The 25448-nt window shown below is 68.8% G+C and carries 17 protein-coding genes; 12 read left to right on the plus strand and 5 right to left on the minus strand.

Annotated features, from left to right (window positions below; genetic code table 11):
* Window positions 1–20: 20 nt before the first annotated feature.
* Complete coding sequence (locus ACTHMS_RS05780; protein WP_440305724.1) at window positions 21–1361, plus strand: AlbA family DNA-binding domain-containing protein; 1341 nt, start codon at window positions 21–23, stop codon at window positions 1359–1361.
* Window positions 1362–1547: 186 nt separating this feature from the next.
* On the opposite strand, the gene mobF is transcribed toward ACTHMS_RS05780, so the two are convergent.
* From mobF to ACTHMS_RS05800, 4 genes are all read right to left on the minus strand, one after another.
* On the minus strand, window positions 1548–7238 hold the full coding sequence (gene mobF, locus ACTHMS_RS05785; protein WP_440305725.1) for a MobF family relaxase: 5691 nt from the start codon (window positions 7236–7238) through the stop codon (window positions 1548–1550).
* A gap of 287 nt (window positions 7239–7525) precedes the next feature.
* Window positions 7526–8536 (minus strand): ABC transporter permease, encoded by a 1011-nt coding sequence (locus ACTHMS_RS05790; protein WP_440305726.1) that lies wholly within the window; start codon window positions 8534–8536, stop codon window positions 7526–7528.
* 73 nt (window positions 8537–8609) lie between these two features.
* Window positions 8610–10076 (minus strand): sugar ABC transporter ATP-binding protein, encoded by a 1467-nt coding sequence (locus tag ACTHMS_RS05795; RefSeq protein WP_440305727.1) that lies wholly within the window; start codon window positions 10074–10076, stop codon window positions 8610–8612.
* 92 nt (window positions 10077–10168) lie between these two features.
* A complete protein-coding gene (locus ACTHMS_RS05800; RefSeq protein ID WP_440305728.1) occupies window positions 10169–11311 on the minus strand; it encodes a sugar ABC transporter substrate-binding protein in 1143 nt (380 codons plus the stop codon).
* 227 nt (window positions 11312–11538) lie between these two features.
* Between ACTHMS_RS05800 and ACTHMS_RS05805 the strand changes: the two genes are divergently transcribed.
* The 9 genes from ACTHMS_RS05805 to ACTHMS_RS05845 all read left to right on the plus strand — a co-directional run bounded on the left by ACTHMS_RS05805 (window position 11539) and on the right by ACTHMS_RS05845 (window position 22802).
* Entirely contained in the window at window positions 11539–12147 is a 609-nt protein-coding gene (locus ACTHMS_RS05805; protein WP_440305729.1) for a TetR/AcrR family transcriptional regulator, read from the plus strand.
* 171 nt (window positions 12148–12318) lie between these two features.
* The gene (locus tag ACTHMS_RS05810; protein WP_440305730.1) at window positions 12319–13029 is read left to right on the plus strand and encodes a cyclase family protein; all 711 of its coding nucleotides are present in this window, start codon (window positions 12319–12321) and stop codon (window positions 13027–13029) included.
* 14 nt (window positions 13030–13043) lie between these two features.
* The gene (locus ACTHMS_RS05815; RefSeq protein WP_440305731.1) at window positions 13044–13979 is read left to right on the plus strand and encodes a fumarylacetoacetate hydrolase family protein; all 936 of its coding nucleotides are present in this window, start codon (window positions 13044–13046) and stop codon (window positions 13977–13979) included.
* Complete coding sequence (locus tag ACTHMS_RS05820) at window positions 13976–15235, plus strand: thiolase family protein (RefSeq protein ID WP_440305732.1); 1260 nt, start codon at window positions 13976–13978, stop codon at window positions 15233–15235. The genes ACTHMS_RS05815 and ACTHMS_RS05820 overlap by 4 nt, the downstream gene beginning before the upstream one ends.
* Entirely contained in the window at window positions 15232–16794 is a 1563-nt protein-coding gene (locus ACTHMS_RS05825) for an AMP-binding protein (RefSeq protein ID WP_440305733.1), read from the plus strand. Before ACTHMS_RS05820 ends, ACTHMS_RS05825 begins: the two co-directional genes overlap by 4 nt.
* Before the next feature lie 412 nt (window positions 16795–17206).
* A complete protein-coding gene (locus ACTHMS_RS05830) occupies window positions 17207–18169 on the plus strand; it encodes an acetylxylan esterase (RefSeq protein ID WP_440305734.1) in 963 nt (320 codons plus the stop codon).
* A gap of 23 nt (window positions 18170–18192) precedes the next feature.
* Window positions 18193–19677: a sulfatase family protein gene (locus ACTHMS_RS05835; protein WP_440305735.1), complete on the plus strand. Its 1485-nt coding sequence runs from the start codon at window positions 18193–18195 to the stop codon at window positions 19675–19677.
* Window positions 19678–19717: 40 nt separating this feature from the next.
* Window positions 19718–22111 (plus strand): glycosyl hydrolase family 95 catalytic domain-containing protein, encoded by a 2394-nt coding sequence (locus ACTHMS_RS05840; RefSeq protein ID WP_440305740.1) that lies wholly within the window; start codon window positions 19718–19720, stop codon window positions 22109–22111.
* Window positions 22112–22124: 13 nt separating this feature from the next.
* Complete coding sequence (locus ACTHMS_RS05845; RefSeq protein WP_440305736.1) at window positions 22125–22802, plus strand: FadR/GntR family transcriptional regulator; 678 nt, start codon at window positions 22125–22127, stop codon at window positions 22800–22802.
* A gap of 55 nt (window positions 22803–22857) precedes the next feature.
* On the opposite strand, the gene ACTHMS_RS05850 is transcribed toward ACTHMS_RS05845, so the two are convergent.
* The gene (locus tag ACTHMS_RS05850; RefSeq protein WP_440305737.1) at window positions 22858–24162 is read right to left on the minus strand and encodes an enolase C-terminal domain-like protein; all 1305 of its coding nucleotides are present in this window, start codon (window positions 24160–24162) and stop codon (window positions 22858–22860) included.
* Window positions 24163–24328: 166 nt separating this feature from the next.
* On the opposite strand from ACTHMS_RS05850, the gene ACTHMS_RS05855 reads away from it, so the two are divergent.
* Window positions 24329–25159: a fumarylacetoacetate hydrolase family protein gene (locus tag ACTHMS_RS05855; protein WP_440305738.1), complete on the plus strand. Its 831-nt coding sequence runs from the start codon at window positions 24329–24331 to the stop codon at window positions 25157–25159.
* A gap of 1 nt (window position 25160) precedes the next feature.
* A partial coding sequence (locus ACTHMS_RS05860) for an SDR family NAD(P)-dependent oxidoreductase (protein WP_440305739.1) occupies window positions 25161–25448 on the plus strand: 288 nt, incomplete at its 3' end.

The following is a 25448-nucleotide window of genomic DNA, read 5'->3' on the forward strand; positions in this document are numbered from 1 at the left end:
CTCTCAAGTCTGGTCGCGGCGTGACCGAGGTGCTCACGTCAAACCTCGCGCACCAACTACCTGAGCGCGAGGGCTGGCTACGCGTGATGCTGGAACGCGACACCTCGCGTTGGCAGCTTCGTTACGGGAACCTTATCGTCGGGTCGCAGCCGGCGACTTGGCCCGCCGCGTCGTGGCGCTACGAATCGGTCGCATTCCTCGCGATGACGGTGGCCGCCACATCGATTGCCGAGTGGTTCGACGCGGAGAACGACACGCACATCAAGCTCGGTGAATTCGACGTCGATGTACCCAGAGTTCAGTCACGAGTACAGGTGCGCCGCCGGGCAAGCTTCGAGCTCCATGACCGCGAGCGCAGTCCAACGCCGTCCTATGAGTACGTGATAAGTCGCGAAGGCGGCGCGGCCGCGGGTGTGAGCACCGCCGGGCGGCTAGATTTCCTGGTCGGCCCCGATAGTCCTTCGTTCACCGACCTCGATTCGGCATTCCGAGCCTTCTTTCTCGGCGTCTACGATCTACCGGCCAACGCCTCCGTTCCGAGCGAGGTCATGCATCTCCGAGTTGTCGATGATCGCAGTTGGCTAGGACAGATCCACATCACGGCAACCCGGATGACTGTCGATGTACAAGGCACCGACTTCGCGGGCACGTCGCTGGAGTACTTCAGCCCAGTTCGTCGCGAACGCGTTGGTGTCGACGCACCCGGTGTGATCACCTTCGATCTGCCCGACGGCCTCGCGGCGTCCAATACCTGGCTGTGGCTTACCGCCGGCACGAGCTGGCGTGACTATCGGGCCCTGACGTCGCCCTGGGCTTCAGAGGAGCAGCTGCGCAGTGCCGGCGTCGAAAGGGAGGAAACGAGCCGCGAGGAGCAGGCGGCAGTCGAAGCGGTCGTGTACGGCGGCGAAGGGCCGTTCGTAGAGTTCAAAGCCAGCCTGCCGGCGATAGGCGCGCGCAAGACCGACCGAGCGTTCAACACGATCGCAGCGTTCGCGAACGGCGCCGGAGGCACCGTAGTGTTCGGCGTCGACCGCGACGAGCTCACCGTTCTCGGGCTCCCGGATGGCGTCGAACTCAATAAGGAGCGCGACCGTGTTGGCCAACTCATCCGAACACGTATCCTCCCGACACCCGACTTCCTGATCACGTCGCACGTGATTGGCGGCAACACCGTCTTCTTCGTCAACGTCGCGCCTGGCGGCGTCCCGCCGTACGGCGTCATCACAGACCTCGACCACCGCGACAAGCCGCAGTTCTACGTGCGCCGAGGAGCCAGCACCTATCCAGCTCAACCGAGCGACCTGAACGAGCTGTTCCAACGGGTCGCCGCAGCGCAGACCACCGACGGATGGCGGCCGTGACGACCCAGGCCTGCGCGACGGAGTCCCTTGCGCCACGGTCGTTCTCGCTGCCTAGACGTTAAAGGATCGGCATTGCCCCGCCATAGCAGGAGGCCGCGCATAACGGCGGAGACGTGCCGAGGTTGCGGCGCCCTGAGGGTTCGAGATTCGGCGATCGGGACACGGCTGAGGGTTGCGGTCGTGATTTCACCGCGGTGGTGGGGGGTACGTTGGTGCCCGGCCGGGCTGGGTCCGTCGGCGTCGGCCGGTGGTGACTATCGGGGTTGCCCTCTCCTTGGGGTACCGCTCCCTGCGGTCTGGGTTGCTCCGGGTTCGGGTGTGCGGGTTGCGGCGAGTAGGTGGTGGCTGCTCGGAGCTGCGGGTCTTCGGACGCTTGGGTGGGGCGTTGACGTCGCGATCCAAGTAGGTGTTGTTGCCGTCGAGGTCGTCGGGGTGTTCGAGTCGGGCGATGACTGCTTGGTGCAGGCGGGCGGGTTCGGGGACGTGTTGGTCGGCGTAGCGGGCGGTCGCGGTCCAGCAGGAGGGTGGTCCGGCGAGGATGACGCGAGCGATGGCGTCGTAGTCCGCGGCCTTCGGGGCCACGACACTGTCCGCGATGTCGGGTCCGCGCCGACTGGCTGCGTCATCGATCAGGTCGTAGGCGAGCGGTCGTGCCGCGGTCAGGGCCCCCTGGAGTGCGGCGGGTCCGTGGTCGTGGAGGAGTTGGGCGGGGTCGTGTCCGTTGGGGAGCTGTGCGTGGTGTGGGTTGATGCCGGCGTCGGTGAGTTTCCAGTAGGCGCGGCGGGTTGCTCGGCGTCCAGCGTCGTCGGCGTCTCCGGCGATGACGATCTCGGTGGCATGCAGGGCACGGAGTTGGCGGCCGTGGCTGGTGGTGAGGGCGGTGCCGAGGGTGGCGAGGCCGATGAAGCGGCCGCCGCCGGCGAGGGTGACGGCGAGGGCGTCGAAGGGTCCTTCGACGACGACGGGGACGCCGCCGCGGCGGCGCGTCTGGCTGTTGCCGGCGAGCCCGAAGAGGTGGTCGCCCTTGGTGAACAGGTCGGTGTCGCGGGTGTTGAGGTACTTCGGGCCGGCGTAGGGAGCGTCGTCGGCGAGGTCGGGGTGGCGGCGGGCGACGAAGCCGTAGATGCCGCTGTAAATGCCACCGTAGCCCGGGTTGGTGTCGTCTTGGCCATGGATGGGGAGGACGAGTCGGTCGCGGAAGACGTCGATGAGGCGGCCGGTGCTGGCGCGCTTGGCCAAGCCCGCCGCGAGCAGTTCGGTGTCGGTGGCGCCGAGGCCGCGGAGGTGGTCGACGAGGTTGGTGAACCCGGCCGGGGCGTAGCCGGGACTGACGAGGGCGTCGTTGTGGAGGTCGGTGCCGAGGCGGTCGCGCATGACGGTGCTGGCCCAACTGTCGGGGTAGTGACTGGCGAAGTAGGCGGCGGCGAGCCGGTTCAATTCGAGCAAACGGGAGCGGGAGACCGGCGCCGTGGCCCACTTGTGCTCGTCATCAAGGGCCGCCCAGAGGGGCTCGTCGTCGGGCGCGGTTAGCGGTGAAGGTGCGAGCACATCGGCGAGTGCGGCGCGCAGGTGTGATGATCGCTCGGTGGTGGTGTCGGGCCAGTCGCTGGCGGGGGCGCTGCTGACGTGGGCTGGATCGTCCGGGTCGTGGTCCGGTGGTGCGGTGTCATAGTCCGGGTCGTAGGGCGGTTGGTCGACCGCCGCCGGGTGCCCCTCGATGTTGACCGCCAGTGGTCGTGCGGTGTGCGGCGCGGTGAGGAGCAGGGTGATGCGCCAGGTGAGCGCGGCGGCGACATCGCTCGAGGGCGTGTCTGTCGCTGGGTGCAGGTGGTGGTCGCGGAGGTGCGCGAGTTCGGTGGCGGTGTGGAGGGCGTTGTCGGCGGTCCAGCCGGCATCGACGGCGCGGTCGACGGCGGCGAGGAGGGCTGGCCAGGCCGGGTCGCGCTGGACGGCGTCGGCCTGGTCGGGGCCGATGGCGTCGGCGAGGTGCCCTGCCCAGGCGGGGCGGGGTTGGTCTGCGTTGGGGTCGGTGGTGAGGGCGGCGGGTGCGACGTGGCGCGAGATGCGCCACCACAGCGCGGCTGCAGGCATGTCGTCGGGCAACGGCCGCTGGTCGCCGAGCCGTTGGATCAGCGTGGTGGTGTTGATGCCGGCGCGATGGAGGCGGGCGAGGTGGTCGGCGAGGACGGGCCAGTAGTCGTCGTGGCGGATCCGCGGGTCGAGCCGGTCGCACGCGGTGACCCATGGCCCGGTGCTGCCGGCGTTGGTGAGGGTGTCGGCGCGGGCGGCGAGGTCGTGCTGGTAGCGGGCGCCGGTCGTGGCGACCTGGAGTTCGCCGGTGGGGCGGCGGTCGCTGTCGGGGATGTTCTCGGCGGCACGCCAGACCGCGACGTCGGCCAGCAGGCGGGGCTGGGGGAGGAGCGGCTGCGCCCAGGGCGGCGCCGTGCGGGGAGTGAAGCCGGCGGCGTGCGCGACGGTCTCGGCCGCGCAGCGCTGGACGAGGCGGGTGCGTTCGGCGAGGTAGGCCGACCAGTAATTATTCACGCGCAGCAGTGCGGGCGTGGGTGGCAGCCAAGGCAGCGGCCCGGCGTCCCGCTGGGGATAGGTGCTGTGCAGGCGGGCGTTCAAGACCGCAGCCGGGTCGGCCGCGGTGCCCAGCTCGCGTGCCTCGATCGCCGTGCTCAGGATGGCGACGGGGTCGTGGAGGTCGGCGGCGAGCAGCGCGAGGTGTGCCCGCAGCGTCGGCCACGCGGGGGCGTTGGTGAGGCCGGGCACGCGCGCGTCGGCCGTGTGGTCGAGTGCGGTCAGTTGCTGCTTGCCGAGGACGTGTTCGGCGGCGACGCTGAGCGCGTCGTGGTACCGGGTCGCGGCGGCGTGGAGACGCGCGGCGGGGCCTGCGAGGTCGGCGATGCTGCTGGTGGCGGAGCGTTGAGCACCGTCGCGGGCGAGGATGCCGGTCAGCAGGTCGGTGCAGGTCGCCGGCAGCAGCGCCTCCGGCTTGATGACGTTGTGCGGGTCGCCGTCGCCGGTGACGGCGAGATGGATGTGGTTCGCGGTGCGGCCGCGGGTGAGGGCGACGTAGAGCATCTGCCGGTCCTCGGCGCCGGTGGCGACGAGGTGGCAGGTGTCGGCGGTGACGCCTTGGGCGGTGTGAACGGTGGTGGCGTAGCCGAGCTCGACATCGGCGGCCACGTAGGCGGCCGGGAGGGTGACCGAGCGGTTCGTGCCGTGATGCCGAGCTTCGAGCGCACCGTCGGCGGTGATTGTCGTGATGGTGAACCGGTCGCCGTTCTTCACCCGGTCGACGGTGGTGATCGGCAGCCGCCGGTCGTTACGCCTGGCGATGATCACGTCCCCGGCGCTCGCGCGGGTGCCATCGGCCAGGGGTACCTCGCCGACCGGCTCCCTACCGACCCCCGGGTGCGGGTAGGTAGCGATCCGGTCGGCACGGGCGCGGACGTTGAGCTCCGTGACGAGGGCGCGCGTCGGAGCGAGCATGACGGCGTCGTGGCCGGCGGCTCGGTCGGCGCGCCAGGCCTGGTAGGCGCTGTCGGTGGCGGTGGTGAGGTCGCCGACGTGGACGCGGCCGTGGTCGAGGTAGAAGCCGATGGCGGCGGGGTCGCCGACCCGCAGGGCGAGGGTGGCGGCGCCTTCAGCGGGGTCGTCGAATCGCATCAGGTCGGTGAGGGTGACCGTGCCGCATTGTTCGGCGATGTCGCGCAGCACCCCGCCGGCGGCGACTGCGGCGAGTTGGTGGTCGTCGCCGACGAGCCGGACCGACGCGCCCCGGTTGAGCGCGTGCTCGACGAGGCGGGCGAGGTCGTGGGTGCCGGCCATCCCGGCCTCGTCGACGATCACCAGCGTCCGCGCGTCGATCCGCAGCCCGCCGGAGCGCCGCCGGATGCCGGCTGTCTCGAGGTCGTGGAGGAGCTTGGCGAGGGTGTCGGTGCGGGTCCCGATCTGCCTGCGCAGCGCGGCGGCTGCCGCCGCGGAGGGGGCCAGGCCGATGATGGTGCCGCCGTCGCGGGCCCAGACGTCGGCCAGCGCGGCCAGCGCGGTCGTTTTGCCCGCACCGGCCGGCGCGATTGCGACCTGCAGCCGGGCACTGGAGGTGGCGAGCCGCCGGACCAGATGCGCCTGTCCGTCGTTCAGCCGCACGCCGCTGGTCGCGGTGAAGTAGCAAAGTGCCTGGTCGACTTGGCCGTCGTCGAGCCAGACCCCGTCGCTGCGACGGGCTGCCGAGAGCAGAAGCGCCTCGTCGGCGAGCACGGCTCGACTGGTGTAGAGCTGGCTGCCGGCGACCGTGTAAACGGAAGTGCCGTCGCGGCGACGTAAGAGTGCCGGTTCCTCGAGCGCGTCGGTGGTGCCGAGTGGTACCGACACCGCCGGATCGAGCGCGGCCGTGACGATCGCGTCGACGGCTTCGTCGATGCCGCCCAGTGGGATGCCGGCGGCGCGGACTCGACGTTGCGCCTCGGCCCGGAGATGCCACACCGTCCATGTCGCTCGGGTTGCGGCCACCGTGGTCACCGCTTGTGCCGCCGCGTCGTGGACCCACTCCGCGGTCGCACGCGGCGCGTCGGTGGTGTCAGTCCGGGCCAAGACGGTGCGGAGCATGCGGGCGACGCCGCCGCGGCCGAGCACGCCGTCGGCCTCCGTCGTCCAGGCGGCCCGCTGCTCGGTCACCGTGCGTGGCTCGTGTTTCGGTGCGCGGGTCGACAGCGTGGCCTGCTGCGCCAAGTCGATCGCCTCGACCTCGGTCGGCGGCCTGCCGTGGTCGCGCTGGAACTGGGTCGCGAGTTCGGCCTGCCGCGTAACGATCGCGGAGCGGCGGGTCGACCAACGGGCGAGCAGCCGCGGGTCGACGCCGACGATCTCCCGCACCGGCCGCTTCCCGTGTTCGACGCCCCCGCGCGGCGCGAACCGGATGCCGAGGCGCGCTCGGAGTTCGGTTTCAATGCGGGTGTTGTAGTGCTCCGACGCCGGCACCTTCGCCCGGTACAGCACCCGGCCGTCCAGGGCGAGCCACTTCCCGGTGGTGGTGCAGACCTTGTTCGACACCGCCACATGCGTGTGCAGGTCCGGGTCACCCGCGCGGGAGTCGCGATGGGTGAAGGCCGTCGCGGCCAGGCCGGTGACATCGACCTGCCGCGCGCCGTCGCGGCCCTCCCGCGTGAACGCCGCGCAGCTCTCCAGGTACCGGATGGTGTCGGCGACTGCCGCGTGATGTGCGGCTTCGATCTGCTCGGCCACAGCGCGGGGTGCGACGGCCCAGAGTGCAGAGACGCTCTTGACCGGGCTGAAGGTCAGGTCGAAGCCCGCGACCGCCGTCGTGGCCTGCCGCGATTCGCGCGCGACGAACCCGGCCAGTTCGCGGGAGTCCAGCGGCGGCCGTCCGAACTGTTCGCTGAACAGACTCGTCGCGACCGCCGTGCGGATCCCGGCCCGCACCTCGGGAGGGATCGGGGTGTTCCAGCGCTGTCCTCGCTCGAGGTTATGCGCCGTGAACTGTTCGGCTACGGCGATCCGGAAGGCGCTTTGCCGGTCGAAGACTCGGTACGGGACGCCGAGCCTCGAGGCCAGCACCGCCTTGTTCGGGTGCTGACCGGCAGCGGCGACTGCCCGCTCGATCTCGACCGCGTTGGGATGGCGGCCCTCCCCGAACAGCGCCTTCATCTGCTCGGCCGTCACCACGTCACCGAGCTCGACGCCGTCCAAGCTCGCCAGGCCTGCGCCGATCCACCGACCGGGAGACTCGCCGCGAGCGCTGTAGTAGTCCGACAGCCCCGTCAGGCCGCGCTCGGTGCTGTCGTGGACGGCCACTTGTCTCGTCAAGTAGGTGTAGCCGTCACCCGCGGTCAGCTTGTGCAGCGACATCACACCGCCAGAGGCGGATCTACCTACCCCGGCGGACTCGACCTCACAGCGGCATCACCGGCAATGCAGCGGGTGTGTGGGTTAGTGATCTTGAAATGATCTGTGCGCACGCGGTCTGCGGTATCGAAGGGGGCTCGAGTTGAGATGAGGGTAGGTCGAGCGGCCGCTGGCGCGCTGTGTCACCTCGGCGCCGTCGCGCGTGAAGCACCTGATGCTGGTCGCGCGGCGTGAGCAACTATCAGATCGACGTCTTCACCGATGGACGGCGACGGAGAGGAAACTGGTCCTCAGCGGCTAACTGCGCGACGTCGCGCGTGGCGAGCGAGGAGCATCGCGAGGATCAGTGCGCATCCGTAGAACACGGGCTGGACCCAGGGTGCGACGCCCGCCAAGGTAAGTCCGCTGACACAAGCGGCCAGGAACAGCGCTGCCAGAACGGTGCCGAGGACGGTGACGCGTGCGTGCTTGTTACCGGTGCTGCCCAGCAGAGCGGCCGCGATTGCGGCGAACAGGAACCCGGGACCGTCACCGGGGTTGGCTCCGCCGACCCGCGCAGTCTGCACGACGCCGGCAAGGCTTGCCAGGAGTGCGGCAACGATGAAGCTCGCGATGACGAGAGCGCTCGTGCGGATGCCGACGAGGTCAGCGGCAACTCGGTTGGAGCCAATCGCCCGTAGGTAACGGCCCGACTCGGTGCGTTCCAGCAGGTACGCGAGTACGACGGCGAGCACCAGCAGCAGCCAGGCGACATCGGGCACGCCGAACGTCGTGTCGGAACCAAAGGTGACCAGCGCCGGCGCGATGCTGCTGTTGATGGGGAGCCCGCCTGAGTACCACTGCACCAGACCTCCGATGGCGGTGCCAGACGCAAGCGTGGTGATGAACGGATTCAGCCCGAGCCGTCCCACCAAGATCCCGTTGCCAATGCCCACGACCAGCCCGACGGTCAGGGCGACTGTTACTGCGGCGAAGAGCGGCAGGTGGAATCGGGACATCGCGGATGCGGCTGCCACGCTGGTCATGCCGGTCGTGTTGCCGACGGAGAAGTCGAAGTTGCCGGCGACGAGTGGGACCGCGATGGCGAGCGCGAGCAGGATGGTGACGACCTGGTCGCCGAGGACGGCTTGCAGGTTCTCGCGCGTGGCGAAGGTTGCGCGGCTGGATGGCAGCGCGGTGAAGAATCCGATTGCGGCGATGAGGGCAAGTGGCAGTAGGAGCTGGTCCGGCGACGGTCGCCTGCGGATCGCGCGGGTCCATGCCAGGGGCGAAGGGCTGGCGTTGTTCGGCGACGGTGGCATTGCCGAGTTGTGGCTGGCGCTGTGTGGTTGTCGGAGCTCGGAGCCGTGATGAGGCATCGTCGTGATCCTCGTGTCAGTTCGTGAAGAGGGCGTGGGCGAGGTCGTCGGAGGTTGCGGCGTCGACGCGCCGGATGATCGCGCCGTCGCGCATGAGCAGGACGCGGTCGCAGTGGGCTGCAATCTCGTCGAGGTCGGTGCTGGTCAGGACGACGGACATCCCGTCGTCGACTGCCTGGTGGATGAGCCGCCAGATGTCGGCGCGGGCGGCGACGTCGACGCCTTGCGTCGGCTCGTCGAGCAGCAGCAGCTGTGCCTGCCGCTCCAGCCAGCGGGCGACGACCACCTTCTGCTGGTTCCCGCCGGAGAGCGCGGCCATGGCGGTGGCACCGCTCGGTGCTTTGATGCCGTAGGTGCTGATGACACGTTGCGCGTGGCGGTGCAGGTCGCGACGTGTCAGGCCGGTGGCCGTCCGATGGCGACGCAGGCTCGCGACCAGCAGGTTGTCAGCGACATTGTGGTCGAGGAATGCGGCACGGGTATGACGCTCGGGAGGGACGTAGCCGATGCCGTGTCGGACGGCGTCGATCACTCGTCGCGGTGCGAGGAGTTGGCCGTCGATACGGACTGCCCGGCCTCGGCCAGGGATGACTCCGAAGATCGTCGCCAGGAACTCCTGGGTGCCGGAGCCGGTCAGGCCGAGCAGACCGAGGATCTCGCCGCGGTCGACCTGCAGGTGAGCGACGTTTAGACGTGAGGTGCGGAGGTCGGACACCGACAGTCGGGGCGAGGTGTCGGGTGGTGCGGCGGGACGTGCGGGCTTCGGTGCGCGTGGTGCGGTGCCGGCCGGGGCGAGCAGTCGGTGCAAGACGGCATTCGTGATCTCGCCGCGGCGCAGGTCTGCGATGACCTGCCCGTCGCGCAGCACGGTCGCTGCCTCGGCGATCGCGGCGATCTCTCCGAGCCGGTGGGAGACGATGACGATGGTGTCTCCGGTGTCGCGGAGGCGACCGAGCAAGTCGAACAGCCGCTCCGACTCTGCGCGGGGCAGTGCTGCGGTCGGCTCGTCCAGGACGAGGATGCGGCCTCGCGCCCAGCCCGAGGACGCGAGGGCCGAGGCCGGGGCGGGGTCGTGCAGCGCACGCGCAACGGCGACCATGGTGCGTTCCGCGGGCCGGAGGTCGCCGACGACGCTGCTCGGCGATACGTCGAGGTGCACGCGGTGCAGGGCTGCGCGGGCGATCCGACGAACGGCGTGTCTGTCGATCGCTGTCCGGCGGCGTGGGTAGCCGCGTCCGGCGAACAGGTTCTCCGCGACGGTCAGGTCGGCGAACAGGCCGAGATCTTGGTGGACGAACCGGAGACCGTGGGCGGCGCTCCATGGCGGGCTGGTCGCCGATGCCGACACGGTGGCGGTTCCAACGCGGATACGTCCCTGGTCGGCGACCTCGGTGCCGGCGAGAATCTTGATCAACGTCGACTTCCCGGACCCGTTGCCGCCGAGCAGGGCGTGTACCCGGCCGGGGTTGACTGTAAGCGTCACGTCGCACAGGGCTTGGGTGGCTCCGAAGCGCCGCGAGACGCCCTCCACAACCAGCCGTGTTTCGCTGCCGGTCGCCGGAGCGGTGGGTGCGGTCACCGGCCCCAGACCTTCTCGTACGCGGCCTTGAAGTCGACCCTGCTGGCGAGTGCGCCGCTCGCAGGGAGATTGTGCGACGCGTCGACCAGCAAGAAGCCGTAGCCCTCAGCGACCGTCGCCTGGCCGGCGAAGATCCGGTTCAGTTCGTCGGCGGCTGCCCAGCCCTGCCATTCGGGGTCGGTGGCGACGGCTGCGTTCTGTCCGGCGTCGCTGCGGATGAGTTGCAGGTTGGCGGGGAATCCTTCGCCGCCGATGACCGCGATCGATGACTTGTGGCCGCTGCGGACCACGGCTTGGGCGACGCCGAGGGGAGGCACGGAGTCGAAGATCGTGTGGATGGCGTTGATGTCGGGGTGTTGCAGCAGCGCCTGGGAGATCTTCGGCGGCAGGGCGCCGGTCAGTAGTTCCGTGCCGGAGGTGTCGACCTTGATGACCTTGCACGCGGCGCACGTCGCCATCTCTCGGTCGAAGGCGCTGGCGATGTCGGCGCCGAAGAAGGCGTCGGTCTGGTGAATCGAGAGGGCGACAGCTTTGCCGTTGGTCTTGTCAATGACCCAGTCGGCTTTGGCTCGGCCCCAGGCGGCGGCATAGGCGGCGATCGTCTTGCGCGCGTCGTTCGGGTACGGCTCGCCGTCGAACTGCGCGTGGCCGCCGGTCCGGGGATCGTTGCAGTCGTAGGCGCCCGTGGCGATCACCTTGATACCCGCCGCCTTCGCCTGCGCGAGCGGCGCGGCGATGGCGGCACAGTCGATCGAGACGTCAACGATGGCGTCGGCCTTCGCTGCGATCGCCTCGCGAACCCCTGCGCTGTAAGCGCCCGATTGATTGAACTTGCCGTCGTACACCGTGGCCGACCAGCCGAGTTGCTGGGCGGCGGCTGCTGCTGCGGCGGTGACGATGGAACAGCCGGTGGCGATCTGACCGCACGACAAGATCCACACCTTCTTGCCGGTGACGGCTTTGGGGCCGCTCGTCGGAGGCGTCGTCGACGTGCCTCGATACAACGCGGCGACTGCCGCAGCCACGCGCGTGCTCTCGGCATCGGTGCTGGTCGCGGACGTGCGGCTGCTCGTAGAGGAGCCAGCATCGCCGGAGGGCGCGGAATTGCTGGAGCACCCGGTGCTGATGATGGCGACCACGCAGAGCGCGATCGCTCCACTTCGTCGTCCACGTGTCGATGTGAGCATCGGCTCGGCCACCTTGATTATCGGTCCGGTTATTGGACGGTCAACATAGAAGTGGCAAGCGCGTTCGTCAACGATGTCCTTGGCCGCTTCCCGGACGTCCGGCCGGGGATGCGCCAGACTGACGAGGTCCGGCGGGTGACCGGCTCGAGTGCGTGAGACCGAGAGGGCGGTGTGCAGACGTGGCTTCGTCGCGCAAGCAGGAGATCTCCGAGGAGACGCGCCGACGCCTGGTGGACGCGGCGTTCGAGCTGGCGTCCGAGGGCGGTTCGGCCGCGATGTCGGTGCAAGCGGTCGCGGAGCGGTCGCAGATCAGCCGCGGATCGGTCGCCTGGCACTTCGGCTCGAAGGACGGCCTGCTCGTTGCGGTCGTGGACGAGGCGTTCCGGTGGGGGATCGGCTTCATCACCGATCGTCTCGCCGAGGCGCCGAAGCCCACCGTCGACGTCCTGCTCGAGGCCAACTTCGCGCTCATGGGGCAACCGAAAGCGCGCATCTTCTCGACGATCTTGTTGGAGGCGCTCACGAGCGACTCGCCGATCCGTGCGACGTACGCCGCTCACTACGTCGAACTTCGGGCGGTCTACGCGCGCTATCTCGCAACGGTCGCGCCCAAGGTCGGCGACGTCGACGCGCTGGCCGTGGCGTTGCTGGGGAGCACGCTCGGTATCAACATCCAGTATCGCCTCGACCCTGAGCGGGTCGATCGTCGTTCGGCGGTCGAGGTGCTCGAGCACGTCTATGCCCGAGCGCTCGGCCGGCAACGACGAGGTCGCGCGACGCCGCAGTGAGGCTCGCGGTCAGGGGAAGACACTGCACTTGCCTTGACCGTCTGTCCAGTTCTATGTTGACCGTCCAAGTTCTCGATCCTGGACGGCTTCATGACGCTCGTAGATCTGACCCGCACCATCGACCCGACCGACCGCGACCGGCTCCCGCCGGCGGTCGCACCGCTCGCGCGGGTGCTGTTCCCCGAGGTGCAGTACCTGCACCCGGCCGGAGAGGGCCGAGCGGAGTTCGCCCGAGCCATGGCCTGCGACGTCGCGGATCTGCCCGACGGCGAGGGGTGGGGCGCAGAAATGCTCACGGGCTTCAGTTCCCACCTAGGCACCCACGTGGACGCACCGCTGCACTACGGGTCGACGTGCGAGGGCAGACCATCGCGCACCATCACCGACATCGCCATCGACGAGCTCTTCTGCGAAGCGATCGTGCTCGACCTTCGTGGCCGGTGCTCGCCAGGCGAACCAATCGCCGTGGACGCGCTGCGTGATGCCTATGCCGCCGCAGGGACGCCGGCCTCTGACGGATGCGCGGTCCTGCTCCGGACCGGGCAGGAGCGCTACGACGTCAGCGACCTCGAGTTCTACAACTACCCCGGCATGTCGCGTGCCGGCACGCTCTACCTCGCCGGTCTCGGCGCCAAGGTGCTCGGCACCGATGCCGCCGGATGGGACCTCCCGTTCCGCGTCATGGGTGAAGCGTTTCGCGCTACCGGCGACAACGCCGTCCTCTGGGACGGACACCGCGCTGGGCGCGAACGCGAGGTGTTCATCGTGCAACAGCTGACCAACCTCGCAGCGCTGCCGACGTCGGGGTTCCGCGTCGCATTCTTCCCGATCAAGCTCGCCCGGGCCAGCGCCGCGCCGGCCCGCGTCGTCGCCTTCACCTGAGCAGAGGACCGACCGTGAAACTGGCAACCCTGCGCACCCCATCGGGCTCGCACCACCCGGCAGTCGCCCTCGACGACGGGGAGTCCTACCTCCTGCTCGACGTCGCCTGGCGCACTTTCACCGGGACGGAGCCCACGCACCTGCGAACGATGCTGTCCGTTATCGACGGCGGCGACACCGCGCGGTCCCAGATCGAGGACGTGCTCCGTGCCGCGCCGAGCGAAGCACGCCTCGACGGCGCAGACGCGCGGCTGCTGCCGCCGCTGCCCGAGCCCCGCCAGATCCGCGACTACGGCTGCTTCCCCGACCACTTCCGCAACGCCCGAGCCCGCCGCGACGGTGTCCCGCCCGACGCCGTCACCCTCCCGCCGATCATGCTGGAACGACCGCTGTACTACCTGGTCAACCGCCTGACCCTGGCTGGGGACGGTGACGACATCGCCTGGCCGACCTACTCCCGCGTCCGCGACTACGAACTCGAGTTCGCCTGCATCCTCGCGCGCGGCGGGCGTGACATCCCCGCCTCGACAGCCGAGGACCACATCTTCGGCTTCACAATCTTCAACGACTTCTCTGCCCGGGACACCCAGGCCGAGGAGATCGCGAGCGGGCTCGGCATGAGCAAAGGCAAGGACTTCGACCGCAGCAACAGCTTCGGGCCCTGGATCGTGACCGCCGACGAGGTGGGCGACCCCTACCGGCTCGACATGGTCGCGCGGATCAACGGCGAGGAGGTCAGCCGCGGCAACACGGCGAGCATGCATCACCGCTTCGCCGACCTGATCGCGTTCACCTCGACCTCCACCACCGTCCACCCCGGCGAGATCCTCTGCTCCGGCACCGTCGCGACCGGCTGCGGACTGGAAACCGGCCGCTACCTCCAGCCCGGCGACACAATCGAACTCGACGTCACCGGCATCGGCACCCTGCGCAACACGGTGGTCTCATGACCGACGCCGTGCACATCGTCGGCGCGTCGTGCACCCGGTTCGGGCGCCATCTCGACCGCGACGCCGGCCAACTGGCTCGGCACGCCCTGGCCGAGACGCTCGCCGACGCAGGTGCCGACCTGCGTGACGTCGGCGCGGTGTTCTACGCCAACGTCTCCCAGAAGGCCATCGATCAGCAGCACATGATCCCGGGACAGGTCGCGCTGCGCCCCGCCGGCGTCGCCGGCATGCCGGTGGTCAACGTCGAGAACGCCTGCGCCGGAGGCGCCACCGCGTTCTGGCTGGCCGTGGCCCACGTCCGCTCCGGGCTCTCCCCGGCCGCAGTCGCGCTCGGCGTCGACAAGCTCGTCCAGCACGACGCCACAGCCGCGCTCACGGTGTTCGACGGGGCGCTCGACCGGGCCAACCGCGCAACCGCCCTCCAGCTGGTGCAGCAGATCGCGGGCAGTGGCGAGCACGGGAACGCGGACGGCTCGGCGGGGGAGAACCGCCGCCGCTCGGTGTTCATGGAGATCTACGCAGCGCTCGCACGCGCGCACATGCACCGATTCGGAACGACCACGCGCCAACTCGCTGCCGTCGCCGCGAAGAACCACCTCCATTCGGTCGACAACACCCGCGCGCAGTACCGGCGCCCGTTCACCGTCGAGGAGGTGCTCCGAGCCGGCGTCGTGGCAGATCCGCTGACCGTGCCGATGTGCGCACCGGTCAGCGACGGCGCCGCCGCAGTGCTGGTCTGCAGCACCGACTTCGCCGCCGCACTCCCGTCACCCGGCCGACACGTCGCCGTCCGCGCCAGCGTGCTGGTCAGCGGCTCCGACCGGCACCCCGGCGACGTCGACGCGCACCTCGGCCGCCGCGCCGCGCTCGCCGCCTACGACCAGGCCGGCGTGGAGCCCCGCGACGTCGATGTCGCCGAGGTCCACGACGCGACCGCCTTCGGGGAGATCCAGCAGACGGAGAACCTCGGCTTCTGCCCCATCGGTGACGGCGGCCCATGGGCCGAATCCGGCGCCAGCACGCTCGGTGGGCGGCTCCCGGTCAACCCGTCCGGTGGACTCGTCTCCCGCGGCCACCCGGTGTCGGCCACCGGTCTCGCGCAGCTGTTCGAGCTCGTCACCCAGCTCCGGGGCGAAGCCGGAATTCGGCAGGTCCACGGTGCCCGCCTCGCGGTGGCCGAGAACGGTGGTGGCCTCTACGGCATCGAGGAAGCCGTCGCCGCGGTTTCCGTCCTCGAGAAAGGGTTCCGCCGATGAGCGTGCCCGCGCACACCATGCACCCTCCAGTGCGGTACGCCGACCTCATCCTGGCTGCCCTCGAGCGTCGACCACAGCGCGTCGCCTTCCAGTACCGCGGCGATGGTGAGTTAAGGACCTGGACCTACGCGGAAGTCGCGGAGCACATCCGCCGCCTCTCGACCGTCCTGCGAAGCTTGGACGTCGCGCCCTCCGACGGCATCGCCCTGCTCAGCGGACCGCGTCCCGAAGCGTTCATCATCATGGCGGCCGCCTGTCACGCCGGCATCCGCTACTCGGCGCTGCACCCGCTCGCCACCGAGCACGACGACGCCTACGTCCTTCGCGACAGCGGCAGCGCGGTCCTCATCGTCGACGACACCCTGGACAACGCCCGATTCGGTCAACGCGCCAGCGCCGCGGCAGACACCGTCCGCATCCTGCCCTTGACCGAACTCGACCACCTCGCTCGCGACGCGGCCCCGACCACCACCGCGGCCGCTGATGCCACCTACCTCTTCTACACCGGAGGGACCACCGGCGAACCAAAAGGCGTCGTCCTGCGCGATCGATCCCTCGTCGCGAACGCATGGGCCAGCAGCACGTGGGCCTGGCCGCCCGATACCCAGTTCCTCATCACCACACCGATGTCCCACGCAGCGGGGCTACTTGTCGCCCCCGGCCTGCTGCGCGGCGCCGCCTTCCACATCCACGACTGCTTCGAACCCGCCGAGGTACTGCACGCAATCGAGCACGACGGCGTCAACACCACCTTCCTCGTGCCGACCATGCTCTATGCCCTGCTCGACCACCCGAACATCGCAACGGCGAATCTGACCAGCATGCAATGGATCCTGTACGGCGCCGCGCCCACGACGCCCGCCCGCATCATCGAAGCGAGAGTTCGGTTCGGGCCGATCCTGTCCCAGCACTATGGGCAAGCCGAAGCCCCGAATGCACTGACCGTGCTCGACGAGCAGGAGCACCGGACCGACGACCCGTCGATCCTGTCCAGTTGCGGGCGCCCGATGCCGGGCATCACGCTGACATTGCTCGACCGCAACGGCGACCCAACGCCACCGGAAGCAGCCGGAGAACTCTGCGTCCGCGGACCCCTGGTCATGGACGGCTACTGGAACAAGCCCGAACAGACCGCCGCTGCGCTCGCCGGTGGCTGGCTGCACACCGGCGACATCGCCACGCTTGACCCGAGCGGTCTGATCACCATCGTCGACCGCAGCAAGGACGTGGTCATCACCGGCGGCTTCAACGTCTACCCCCGCGAAGTGGAAGCCGTGCTGGCCGGCCACCCGAGCGTCGCAGAATGCGCCGTGTACGGCGAACCCCATGAACGCTGGGGCGAAGCGGTCATCGCAGCCGTCGTGCTTCACCCGACCCGAGCAGCGGACCAACAGGAATTGCTGACCCACGTCCGTCGGGTCAAAGGCAGCGTATGGACCCCGCAACGGATCGACTTCTACGACCGCCTTCCGCAGACACCACTCGGCAAGATAGACAAGAAGGCGCTCCGACAGCGAGGCTTACTTACCGAGACTGCGGACCAGAGCCACTTGGGTTAGCGCGCCGCATCCCGTGCCCGCGCGGGCCTCGTTCCACCGCATGCGCGCGCCTACACTGGCGCCTTGGCCGGTCGGCAGCTTTCTCGTGCCGCGTCACTCCCCGCATTCGTCTGACGTCTTCGCCGTTCGATGGCGTGTGTCGGATCGGATGACGCTCGACGCCAAACGGCCAGTGCTCTTCTGTGCCCGAAGAGCATCGTGCGTCCACGCCGGAAGGCCGGCGGCTAGAGAATCGACGCGTCTGAACTCGGCTGGTCATGGTGTTGACCCGACGGCTTGGCCTGGCTAACGTCACCTTCGCCTCAGACATCAGATGTCTGTTCGTTGCGGGCCGGTCGCGATGTGTTGCATCTTCGGTGCTGATCGGCCGGTTTGCAGAGGCTCGATTCGACACCTCGAAGGATGGTCTGGGATGGCTTTGTTCGATCTGCCGCTCGATGCGCTGCGTGAGTACCGGCCGGAGCGAACCGAACAACCGGACTTCGACCACTTCTGGTCCGAGACGCTGCGCGGTGCGCGCGTGCACGACTTGGATCCAACGTTCGAGCTCGTCGACTCGGGCCTGAGCAGCGTGCGGACCTATGACGTGACGTTCTCCGGTTGGAACGGCGAGCGGATCAAAGCGTGGCTGCTGATACCGGTGCACGTACCGGGGCCGATGCCGTGCGTGGTCGAGTATCAGGGATACGGCGGCGGCCGTGGTCTGCCCTATCAACATCTGTTGTACTGCGCCGCCGGGTACGCCACCTTCGTGACCGACTCACGTGGGCAGCCGTACTCCGACACCGGCGACCCCCGCCCATCAGCTTCCGGCCCTCGTGCTTCGGGATTTCTCACTGACGGCGCGGACAACCCGAGTCATCACTACTACCGACGGCTGATGACCGACTGCGTCCGTGCGGTCGAGACCGCCAGAGCCTACCCCGACGTCGACGCCTCCAGGGTCGTCGTCTGCGGGACGAGTCAAGGCGGCGGTCTGGCGCTGGCGACAGCGGCGCTGGTCGGCGACGTCGCCGGACTGATCTCCGACTTGCCGTTCCTGTGTCACTTTCGGCGAGCGGCCGAGCTGTGCGACACCGATCCGTATCACGAGATCACGGCGCTGCTGTCGGTGAAGCCGTACATGACCGACGATCTGTTCCGCGCCTTGTCCTACTTCGACGGGATGAACTTCGCGGCCCGCGCGACGGCGCCTGCGCTGTTCTCCGTCGCGATGATGGACACCGTCTGTCCGCCTTCCACCGTCTACGCGGCATACAACCACTACGGCGGCGAGAAGGACTTGGTCGTCTGGGGCTTCAACGTCCATCAAGTGGTGCCGAATCAGGCAGGCAACCACCTCACCTTCCTCCGCCGAGTCGTCGGCTCGCCGTGAGCCCGAGCCAAGCGCAACCCAACGTGCTGTTCGTCATGACCGACCAGCAGCGATTCGACACCATCGGCGCCTTGGGCAACGCCCACATCCGCACGCCCGCCATGGATCGGCTGGTCGCCCGCGGGATCAGTTACACCAACGCCTATTCGTGCTGCCCGGTGTGCGCCCCGGCTCGGTACACGATCCGGACGGGTTGCGAGTCGCCCAGTACTGGGCTCTACGACAACGGGTTTTATCCGGACATGCACGAGGTCATGCGACGAGTGTGCGGGCCGTATCTCGGAAGCGTGATGACCGCCGCCGGGTACCGCACCTTCGGCATCGGCAAGTTCCACACCACGCCATGGGACGCCGATGTCGGGTTCGAGACTCAACTGCACAGCGAGGAACTGTACGAGAGCGCCGAACAGCGCTTCCGCGACGCCTACGCCGGATGGATCGAGCGCGAGCATGCGGCATTCGCGCACGTGGAAGCCCTCATGGGGGAGCGCACGGAGATGTACTACGTGCCGCAGGTCAGCCCGCTGCCGGCCGAGCTGACTGTCGAATCGTGGGCCGCCGACCGAGCCGTCGAACAGATTGGCAGTGATGACCCCCGGCCGTGGTTCGGCTTCGTCTCCTTCGTCGCGCCGCACCCGCCGTTCGCCCCACCGGTTCCCTGGAACCGTCTCTACGATCCCGACGACCTGCCTGCCCCGGTCGTGGGGGACCTTGCCGTCGACCACGCCGACGAGCAGATTCCCTGGATGAACTACGCCGTCTGGGCCGACGACATTTCTGTTGGGCTGGCGCGCGTTCTCAAGGCTCGGTACTACGGCGAGATCTCGTATGTCGACGATTGTCTGGGTCGCATCCTGGACGTCGTGGAACGACGCGGCGATGCCGAGAACACCGTGATCTGTTTCTTCGCCGACCACGGCGATCACCTCGGCGACCACCGGGCCTGGCAGAAGGAGAGCTTCTTCGAAGCCGCCACTCGGGTGCCGTTCCTGGTCAGCTGGCCAGCCCGTCTCCCCGGCGGCGTCCGCTCGGAGGAATTGGTCTCGCTGGCCGACCTGTTCGGCATCGCGACCTCGGCCGCCGGCGTCGCCGACTTCCGTGAAGGCGTCGATCTGCTGGGTACACACGCCGGCACCGTGCCGCCTCGTGCCGAGTTGATCGGCGTCTACGGCGCGCCGGGGACGGCCGATTTCAAAGCGATGGTCCGGCACGACCGGTGGAAGTACATCTTCATCGCCAATGGAGGACGCGAGCAGCTGTTCGATGTCCGCGCAGATCCGGCCGAACTCCGTCAGCTCGCGAGCGCCCATCCCGACGTCACGAACGATCTCCGCGCTCGCGCCGAGGCCCACGTGGACCGCGTCGGCCTGACGCAAGCACTGACCGGCGACCGGAAGCTCCGCCGCTTCGAGTTCCGTGCCAAGCCCCGCGTCCGCGTCCGCCAGTTCGACAGCTCACGCGGGGTCTCCGACTTCACCGGTCGGACACCAACCGCCGCCGTCGGGTGAGCACGCCATGACCACGCGCGCGAGGCGCCAGGTCCTTCGGATGCGACGACCAGCGTCCATGTTCGGTGCTCGCTGGCGCGACGCATTGCTGACCGGCAATGGGGAACTGGGCGCCGCCGTGTTCGGCGGCGTCCTGCACGAGTCGATCGTCCTCACGAACGCCCGTCTGTGGACAGGCGCGCGAACCGCAGCGCTGCCCGATGTGAGCGCAAACCTCGAGCGGCAGCGGCGCCTGCTCCTCGCAGGCGAATTCGCCGCGGCGGAGCGGGTGCTGACCGACGCCTTGCGCAGCGCCGGATACGACGCCCGCACGGCGATCCCCGAGCAGCTCGGCGAACTGCGGATCGGGATGCCGAGCGAGCGGGCATTCCGAGACTACGAGCGGGAGCTCGATCTGGCGTCCGGCGTCGCGACGGTGGGGTGGCGTGACGGGGAAACACGACTGCGGCGCGAAGTCTTCGTCTCGCGCGCACGCGATCTGGTCGTCGCCCGGATCAGCGCGGACGGGCCGATGGGGATCAGCGCCACCATCGGCTTCGGGCCACTCGGCTTCGACGCGCGCCCATCGCACGGCGACCGCCGCCACGTCGTCGCGACGCCCGAGGCACGAACCAACGGCGGCTATCTCACCTACACCGCCCGGACCAGCGACGGCACCGACTTCGGCGCCGTCATCCGGGTCGTCGGGCACACGACGTCCTCCCCCGAGAGCGCCTCCGTGCTGACCGCCGACGCGCCGGACCACCTGCTCGTGTTGGTCGGCGTCTTCATCAACGAACCGCCTGCCACTGCCAGCGCGCGGCTGCACAGCGAACTCGCCGCGATCGACCTGGACTACGACGCGATGCTCGACGAACACGTCGCCGAGCATCGGCGGCTGTTCGGGCCGGTCCAGCTCGAGCTTGATGACGGTCGCGACGATCGCTCGACCGACGAGCTGCTCGACGAGGCCTACCGGGGCGCCGCACCCGCTGTACTGGTGGAAAAGCTCTGGGCGTTCGGCCGCTACCTGTTCGTCTCCAGCACGCGTCCCGGCGGCCCTCCCTGCGGGCTGATGGGCATCTGGTGCGGGGAGGGCGACGGGTTCTGGGCCTTCCATATGGCCAACATCAACATGCAGATGATCCATTGGCATGCGCTCGCCGGTGATCTGGCCGAACTCATGCAGCCGTTCTTTGACTACCACGACGCCAAACTCGACGACTACCGCGAGAATGCACGGCAGCTGTTCGGCTGTCGCGGGATCTACGTGCCGGCCGACACGACGGGGGAGTCCGGGCTGCTGAAGGACATCCAGCCGCACATCGTGCACTTCACGGCGGCGGCCGGTTGGCTGGCCCAGCACTACGCGGACTACTACCGCTACACCGGCGATGTCGAGTTCCTGCGCACTCGGGCACTGCCGTTCCTCCGCGAGGTCGGCCTGTTCTATGAGGACTTCGTCGTGCATGACGAGGCGGGGACCGCTGCCTTCCTGCCGTCGAACTCGCCGGAGAACGCGCCCCTTGGCGATGACGGCCGGCCCCGCCAGGAGCAGATCACGGTGAGCGCGACCATCGACGTCGCGGTGGCGCGTGAGGTGCTGACCAACCTGATCGACCTCGCGACGCAACAGGGGATGTACGCCGACGAGGTGCACCGGTGGTCCGCGCTTCGCGCCACGCTGCCGGCCTACCGCCTGACCGACGAGGGCGCTGTCGCCGAGTGGATACCGGTCGGCACGGCGGACAACGAGGTCCACCGCCACCACTCCCACCTGTACGGGCTCTTCCCAGGACGCGAGGTCCAGCCCGAATCGCAGCTCGCCGCGGCGTTCGAGATCGCGGCGCGGCACCGCCTGGAGCGCGGCCTTGCCGCGCAGACGAGCTGGTCGCTCGTCAGCCTCGCCCACGTCTTCGCGCGGCTAGGCGACGGCGAACGAGCTCTCGAGTGCCTCGACATCGTCACCCGGCTCGCGATGCTCCCCAACCTCTTGACCATGCACAACGACTGGCGCGGGATGGTGGGGCTCGGCGAGCCCGACTGGGCGCCGTTCCAGATCGACGCGAACATCGGCTGGACCTCGGCCGTGCAGGAAATGCTGCTCGGCTGGGACGGCGAATCGGTGCGGCTTCTGCCGGCACTCCCGGCGCGATGGACGCGCGGCCGGGTGACGGGCTTGCGGTGCCCTGGTGGGCTCTCGGTGTCGCTGACCTGGGACCAGCCCAGTCGCCGGGTCAGCGTCGCCCTGACGGCGTCCGCGCCGGGCACAGTCCGCCTGCGATGCCCTCGGCCCGTCGAGGTGCTGACGTCGAGTGGTCGTGCCGCGAGAGTTCTGCCAGTGAGTGTCCAAGCAGCGGGTGTTCCGGCGACGAGAGGGCGTGACATCCTCGTCGAGGTCGATGCGTCCGAGCACGTCACCCTCGACCTGCTGCTCGCCGCCCCCGGGTCTTGAAAGGAGGCTGTCGATGTCGTTGACGGACGAGGCGATCGTCAAGATCAAGGCGATGATCCTCGATGGCCGGCTCCGCCCTGGCGACCGGCTCCCGAGGGAGGCGGATCTCGCCGACCAGCTTGGGATCTCGCGCGGTTCACTGCGGGAGGCCGTGAGTGCCCTCTCACTCGTGCGCATTCTGGATGTCCGTCGCGGCGATGGCACCTTCGTCACCAGCCTGCACCCGAGCGTCCTGATGGAAGCGATGGCCTTCCTCGTGGACTTCCACCAGGACGCCAGCGTGCTGGAACTGTTCGAGGTCCGGCGCGCCTTGGAGCCGGCCGCGGCCGAGATGGCGGCGACAGCGATGGACGCCGCGGAGGCGCAACGCCTTGTGGAACTTGCTGGCGACGACAGCGTCCCGGACACCATCGACGCGTTGGTGGCCGCGGATGTCGAGTTCCATCACCGCATTGCCGCGGCGAGCGGGAATCAGGTTCTCGCCGCGATGATCGACGGTATCGCGGGACGTACGGTGCGTGCGCGGGTCTGGCGTGGTGTCACCGAGGAGAACGCACGGGAGCGCACGATCCGTGAGCATCAGGCCATCGCCGCCGCCATCCGCGACCGTCAGCCGACGCTGGCGCGCGCGAGGATGACGGTGCACATCGCCGGTGTTGAGGACTGGCTCCGCAATGCTGTGCTCGACTGACGCCGACTGAGTCCTCGACTGCGCGGCTGTCCTCGTCGGGGGAGTCCAGTCGAAATCACCGGCGGACAGCGGCCCATTCCGGACCGTCCGGGAAGCGGAATCGGTCGAGTGTCTCGCGCCGTAACTCGGTTGAGGCACCGGGCGTCGTCGGTGCGGCGTACCGACCGCGGGTGATCTCGACGGGGTCGGTGAAGTGCTCGTGGAGATGGTCGACGTACTCGATGACCCGATCCGTCATGGTGCCGCTCACCGCGACGTAGTCGAACATCGACAGGTGTCGCACGACCTCGCACAGCCCGACGCCGCCGGCGTGCGGGCACACCGGCACGCCGAATTTGGCGGCGAGCAAGAGGATGGCGATGTTCTCGTTGACGCCGGCGACGCGGGTGGCGTCGATCTGGACGAAGTCGATCGCCGCGGCCTGCAGGAATTGCTTGAACATGACGCGGTTGTGCACGTGCTCACCGCTGGCAACCGGCGTGCCAGCCGCCAGCCTGATCGCGCGGTGCCCGAGAATGTCGTCGGGGCTGGTTGGTTCCTCGATCCAATATGGATCGTACGGAGCGAGCGCGCTAAGCCACTCGATGGCTGCGTCGACGTCCCATCGCTGGTTGGCGTCGATCGCGATCCGGACATCAGGCCCGACCGCGGCTCGCGCGACACCGAGCCGCCGCACGTCCTCGGCCAGGTCGCCACCGACCTTCAGCTTGATCTGCGAGTACCCGTCTGCGACAGCTTGGCGAGCCAGGCGCACCATCTTGTCGTCCGAGTAGCCGAGCCACCCCGGTGTCGTGGTGTAGGCCGGATACCCCCCTGCAAGGAGTTCAGCCGCCCGGTGTGGCCGCCCTGGTTGGGCAGCCTCAAGGATGTCCAACGCCTGTTGTGGCGTCAGGGCGTCGGTCAGGTAGCGGAAATCGACGAGATCGACGATCTCAGCAGGGCTCAAGCCGGCGAGCAGTTGCCACAGGGGCAGCCCGGCTCGTCGTGCGCGGAGGTCCCACAAAGCGTTGACGACTGCACCAATCGCCATGTGCATGACGCCCTTTTCCGGGCCGAGCCACCGCAGCTGGGAGTCATGGACGAGGCGACGCCACGTCGCGCCGAGGTCGGCCAGCGTCTCGTCCACTGGCCGTCCGACCAAGTGGTGCTCAAGCGCCCCGATCGCGGCCAGCTGGACGTCGTTGCCACGACCGATCGTGAAGACGAACCCGTGCCCGTCGGGACCGTCGGCATCGGTGCGGAGGACCGCGTACGCGGCCGAGTAATCAGGGTCGGCGTTCATCGCGTCCGAGCCGTCCGCGGTCGACGACGTCGGGAACCGGACGTCAACGCACTCGATCCTTGTGAACCGCTCGCTCATCAACCCTCTTCCGCCAGTGCTCTAGAGGTCAGATGTCTAGCACGCGCTGATGCTGCAGTCCAAGAGGCGGATGGGTGATCGCATCGGCACTTCGTGAATTGACCGTCCCGCGCTGACCTGAGAGGCTGTCTCTAAACATCCGATGTTCGGGGTTGGGAGAGATTCGTTGAAGTTGGCGCGATGCGGCCCGGTCGGTAGGGAGCGTCCAGTCATCGCGGGCGCGGACGGGTCGTGGCGTGAGCTCAGTCCGGTCCTGCCTGACCTCACTGCCGAATCGGTCGGCGGCTTGCAGGAGCTCGACGTCACGGACCTGCGAGCAGTGAAGGACTTGGCGCGGTTCGGTCCGCCCGTCGCTCACGTCGGCAAGATCGTCTGTGTGGGCTTGAACTACCGCGACCACGCCGCCGAGACGGGCGCTGCGCCACCCGACGAGCCGATCTTGTTCCTGAAGGCCGGCGACACGGTCGTGGGCCCGAACGACGAGGTCATGATCCCGCGCAACTCGACGAAGACCGACTGGGAGGTCGAGTTGGCGGTGGTCATCGGTGCGACCACCCGCTACCTCACGTCTCCGGACGACGCGGCGGCGCACGTCGCCGGATATGCGATCAGCCATGACGTGTCTGAGCGGGAGTTCCAACTCGAGCGCGGAGGCCAGTGGGACAAGGGCAAGAACTGCGCGACGTTCAATCCGCTCGGCCCGTGGCTGGTCACCCCCGACGAGCTGGGATCGGTGCAGGACCTGGAGCTGCGCCTCTGGGTGAATGATGCACTGCAGCAGCGCGGTCACACGGCGGACATGATTTTCGACGTCAACCACCTGATCTGGTACATCTCGCAATTCATGACGCTCTATCCAGGAGACGTGATCAACACCGGGACACCGGCGGGAGTGGCGCTCGGTCGGCCGGAGCAGCCCTTCCTCCGCGCCGGCGACACGGTCCGGGTCGAGATCGACGGCCTGGGTCAGCAGTCCCAACGCATGGTGCAGGCCTGAGGTGCACGGCCTCGAAGGGCTCCGCGCCCTGGTGACAGGCGGCGCCTCAGGGATCGGCCGCGCCACGGTGCAGACGTTCCTCGACCACGGCGTCCGAGTTGCTGCCCTCGACCTGATCGACACGGACGTTCCTGACGCCTACATGGTCCGAGCGGACCTGGCGGACGACCGAACCGTCCGGCAGGCGGTCCTGGACGCAGTCCAGGCGCTCGGCGGCCTCGCCGTCCTGGTCAACAACGCCGGAATCGGTGCTCAGGGCGGGCTCGAGGAAAACGACGACTCGCAGTGG

Origin of the sequence: Jatrophihabitans sp., from assembly GCF_051960575.1 — a bacterium.
Taxonomy (GTDB): domain Bacteria; phylum Actinomycetota; class Actinomycetes; order Mycobacteriales; family Jatrophihabitantaceae; genus JBQCEE01.

Excerpts from the sequence above, each read along its gene's own strand:
- ACTHMS_RS05840 (WP_440305740.1), top strand. The coding sequence starts at position 19,718 with ATGCGACGACCAGCGTCCATGTTCGGTGCTCGCTGGCGCGACGCATTG.
- ACTHMS_RS05825 (WP_440305733.1), top strand. The coding sequence starts at position 15,232 with ATGAGCGTGCCCGCGCACACCATGCACCCTCCAGTGCGGTACGCCGAC.
- ACTHMS_RS05830 (WP_440305734.1), top strand. The coding sequence starts at position 17,207 with ATGGCTTTGTTCGATCTGCCGCTCGATGCGCTGCGTGAGTACCGGCCG.
- ACTHMS_RS05790 (WP_440305726.1), bottom strand. The coding sequence starts at position 8,536 with ATGCCACCGTCGCCGAACAACGCCAGCCCTTCGCCCCTGGCATGGACC.
- ACTHMS_RS05820 (WP_440305732.1), top strand. The coding sequence starts at position 13,976 with ATGACCGACGCCGTGCACATCGTCGGCGCGTCGTGCACCCGGTTCGGG.
- ACTHMS_RS05845 (WP_440305736.1), top strand. The coding sequence starts at position 22,125 with ATGTCGTTGACGGACGAGGCGATCGTCAAGATCAAGGCGATGATCCTC.
- mobF (WP_440305725.1), bottom strand. The coding sequence starts at position 7,238 with ATGTCGCTGCACAAGCTGACCGCGGGTGACGGCTACACCTACTTGACG.
- ACTHMS_RS05850 (WP_440305737.1), bottom strand. The coding sequence starts at position 24,162 with ATGAGCGAGCGGTTCACAAGGATCGAGTGCGTTGACGTCCGGTTCCCG.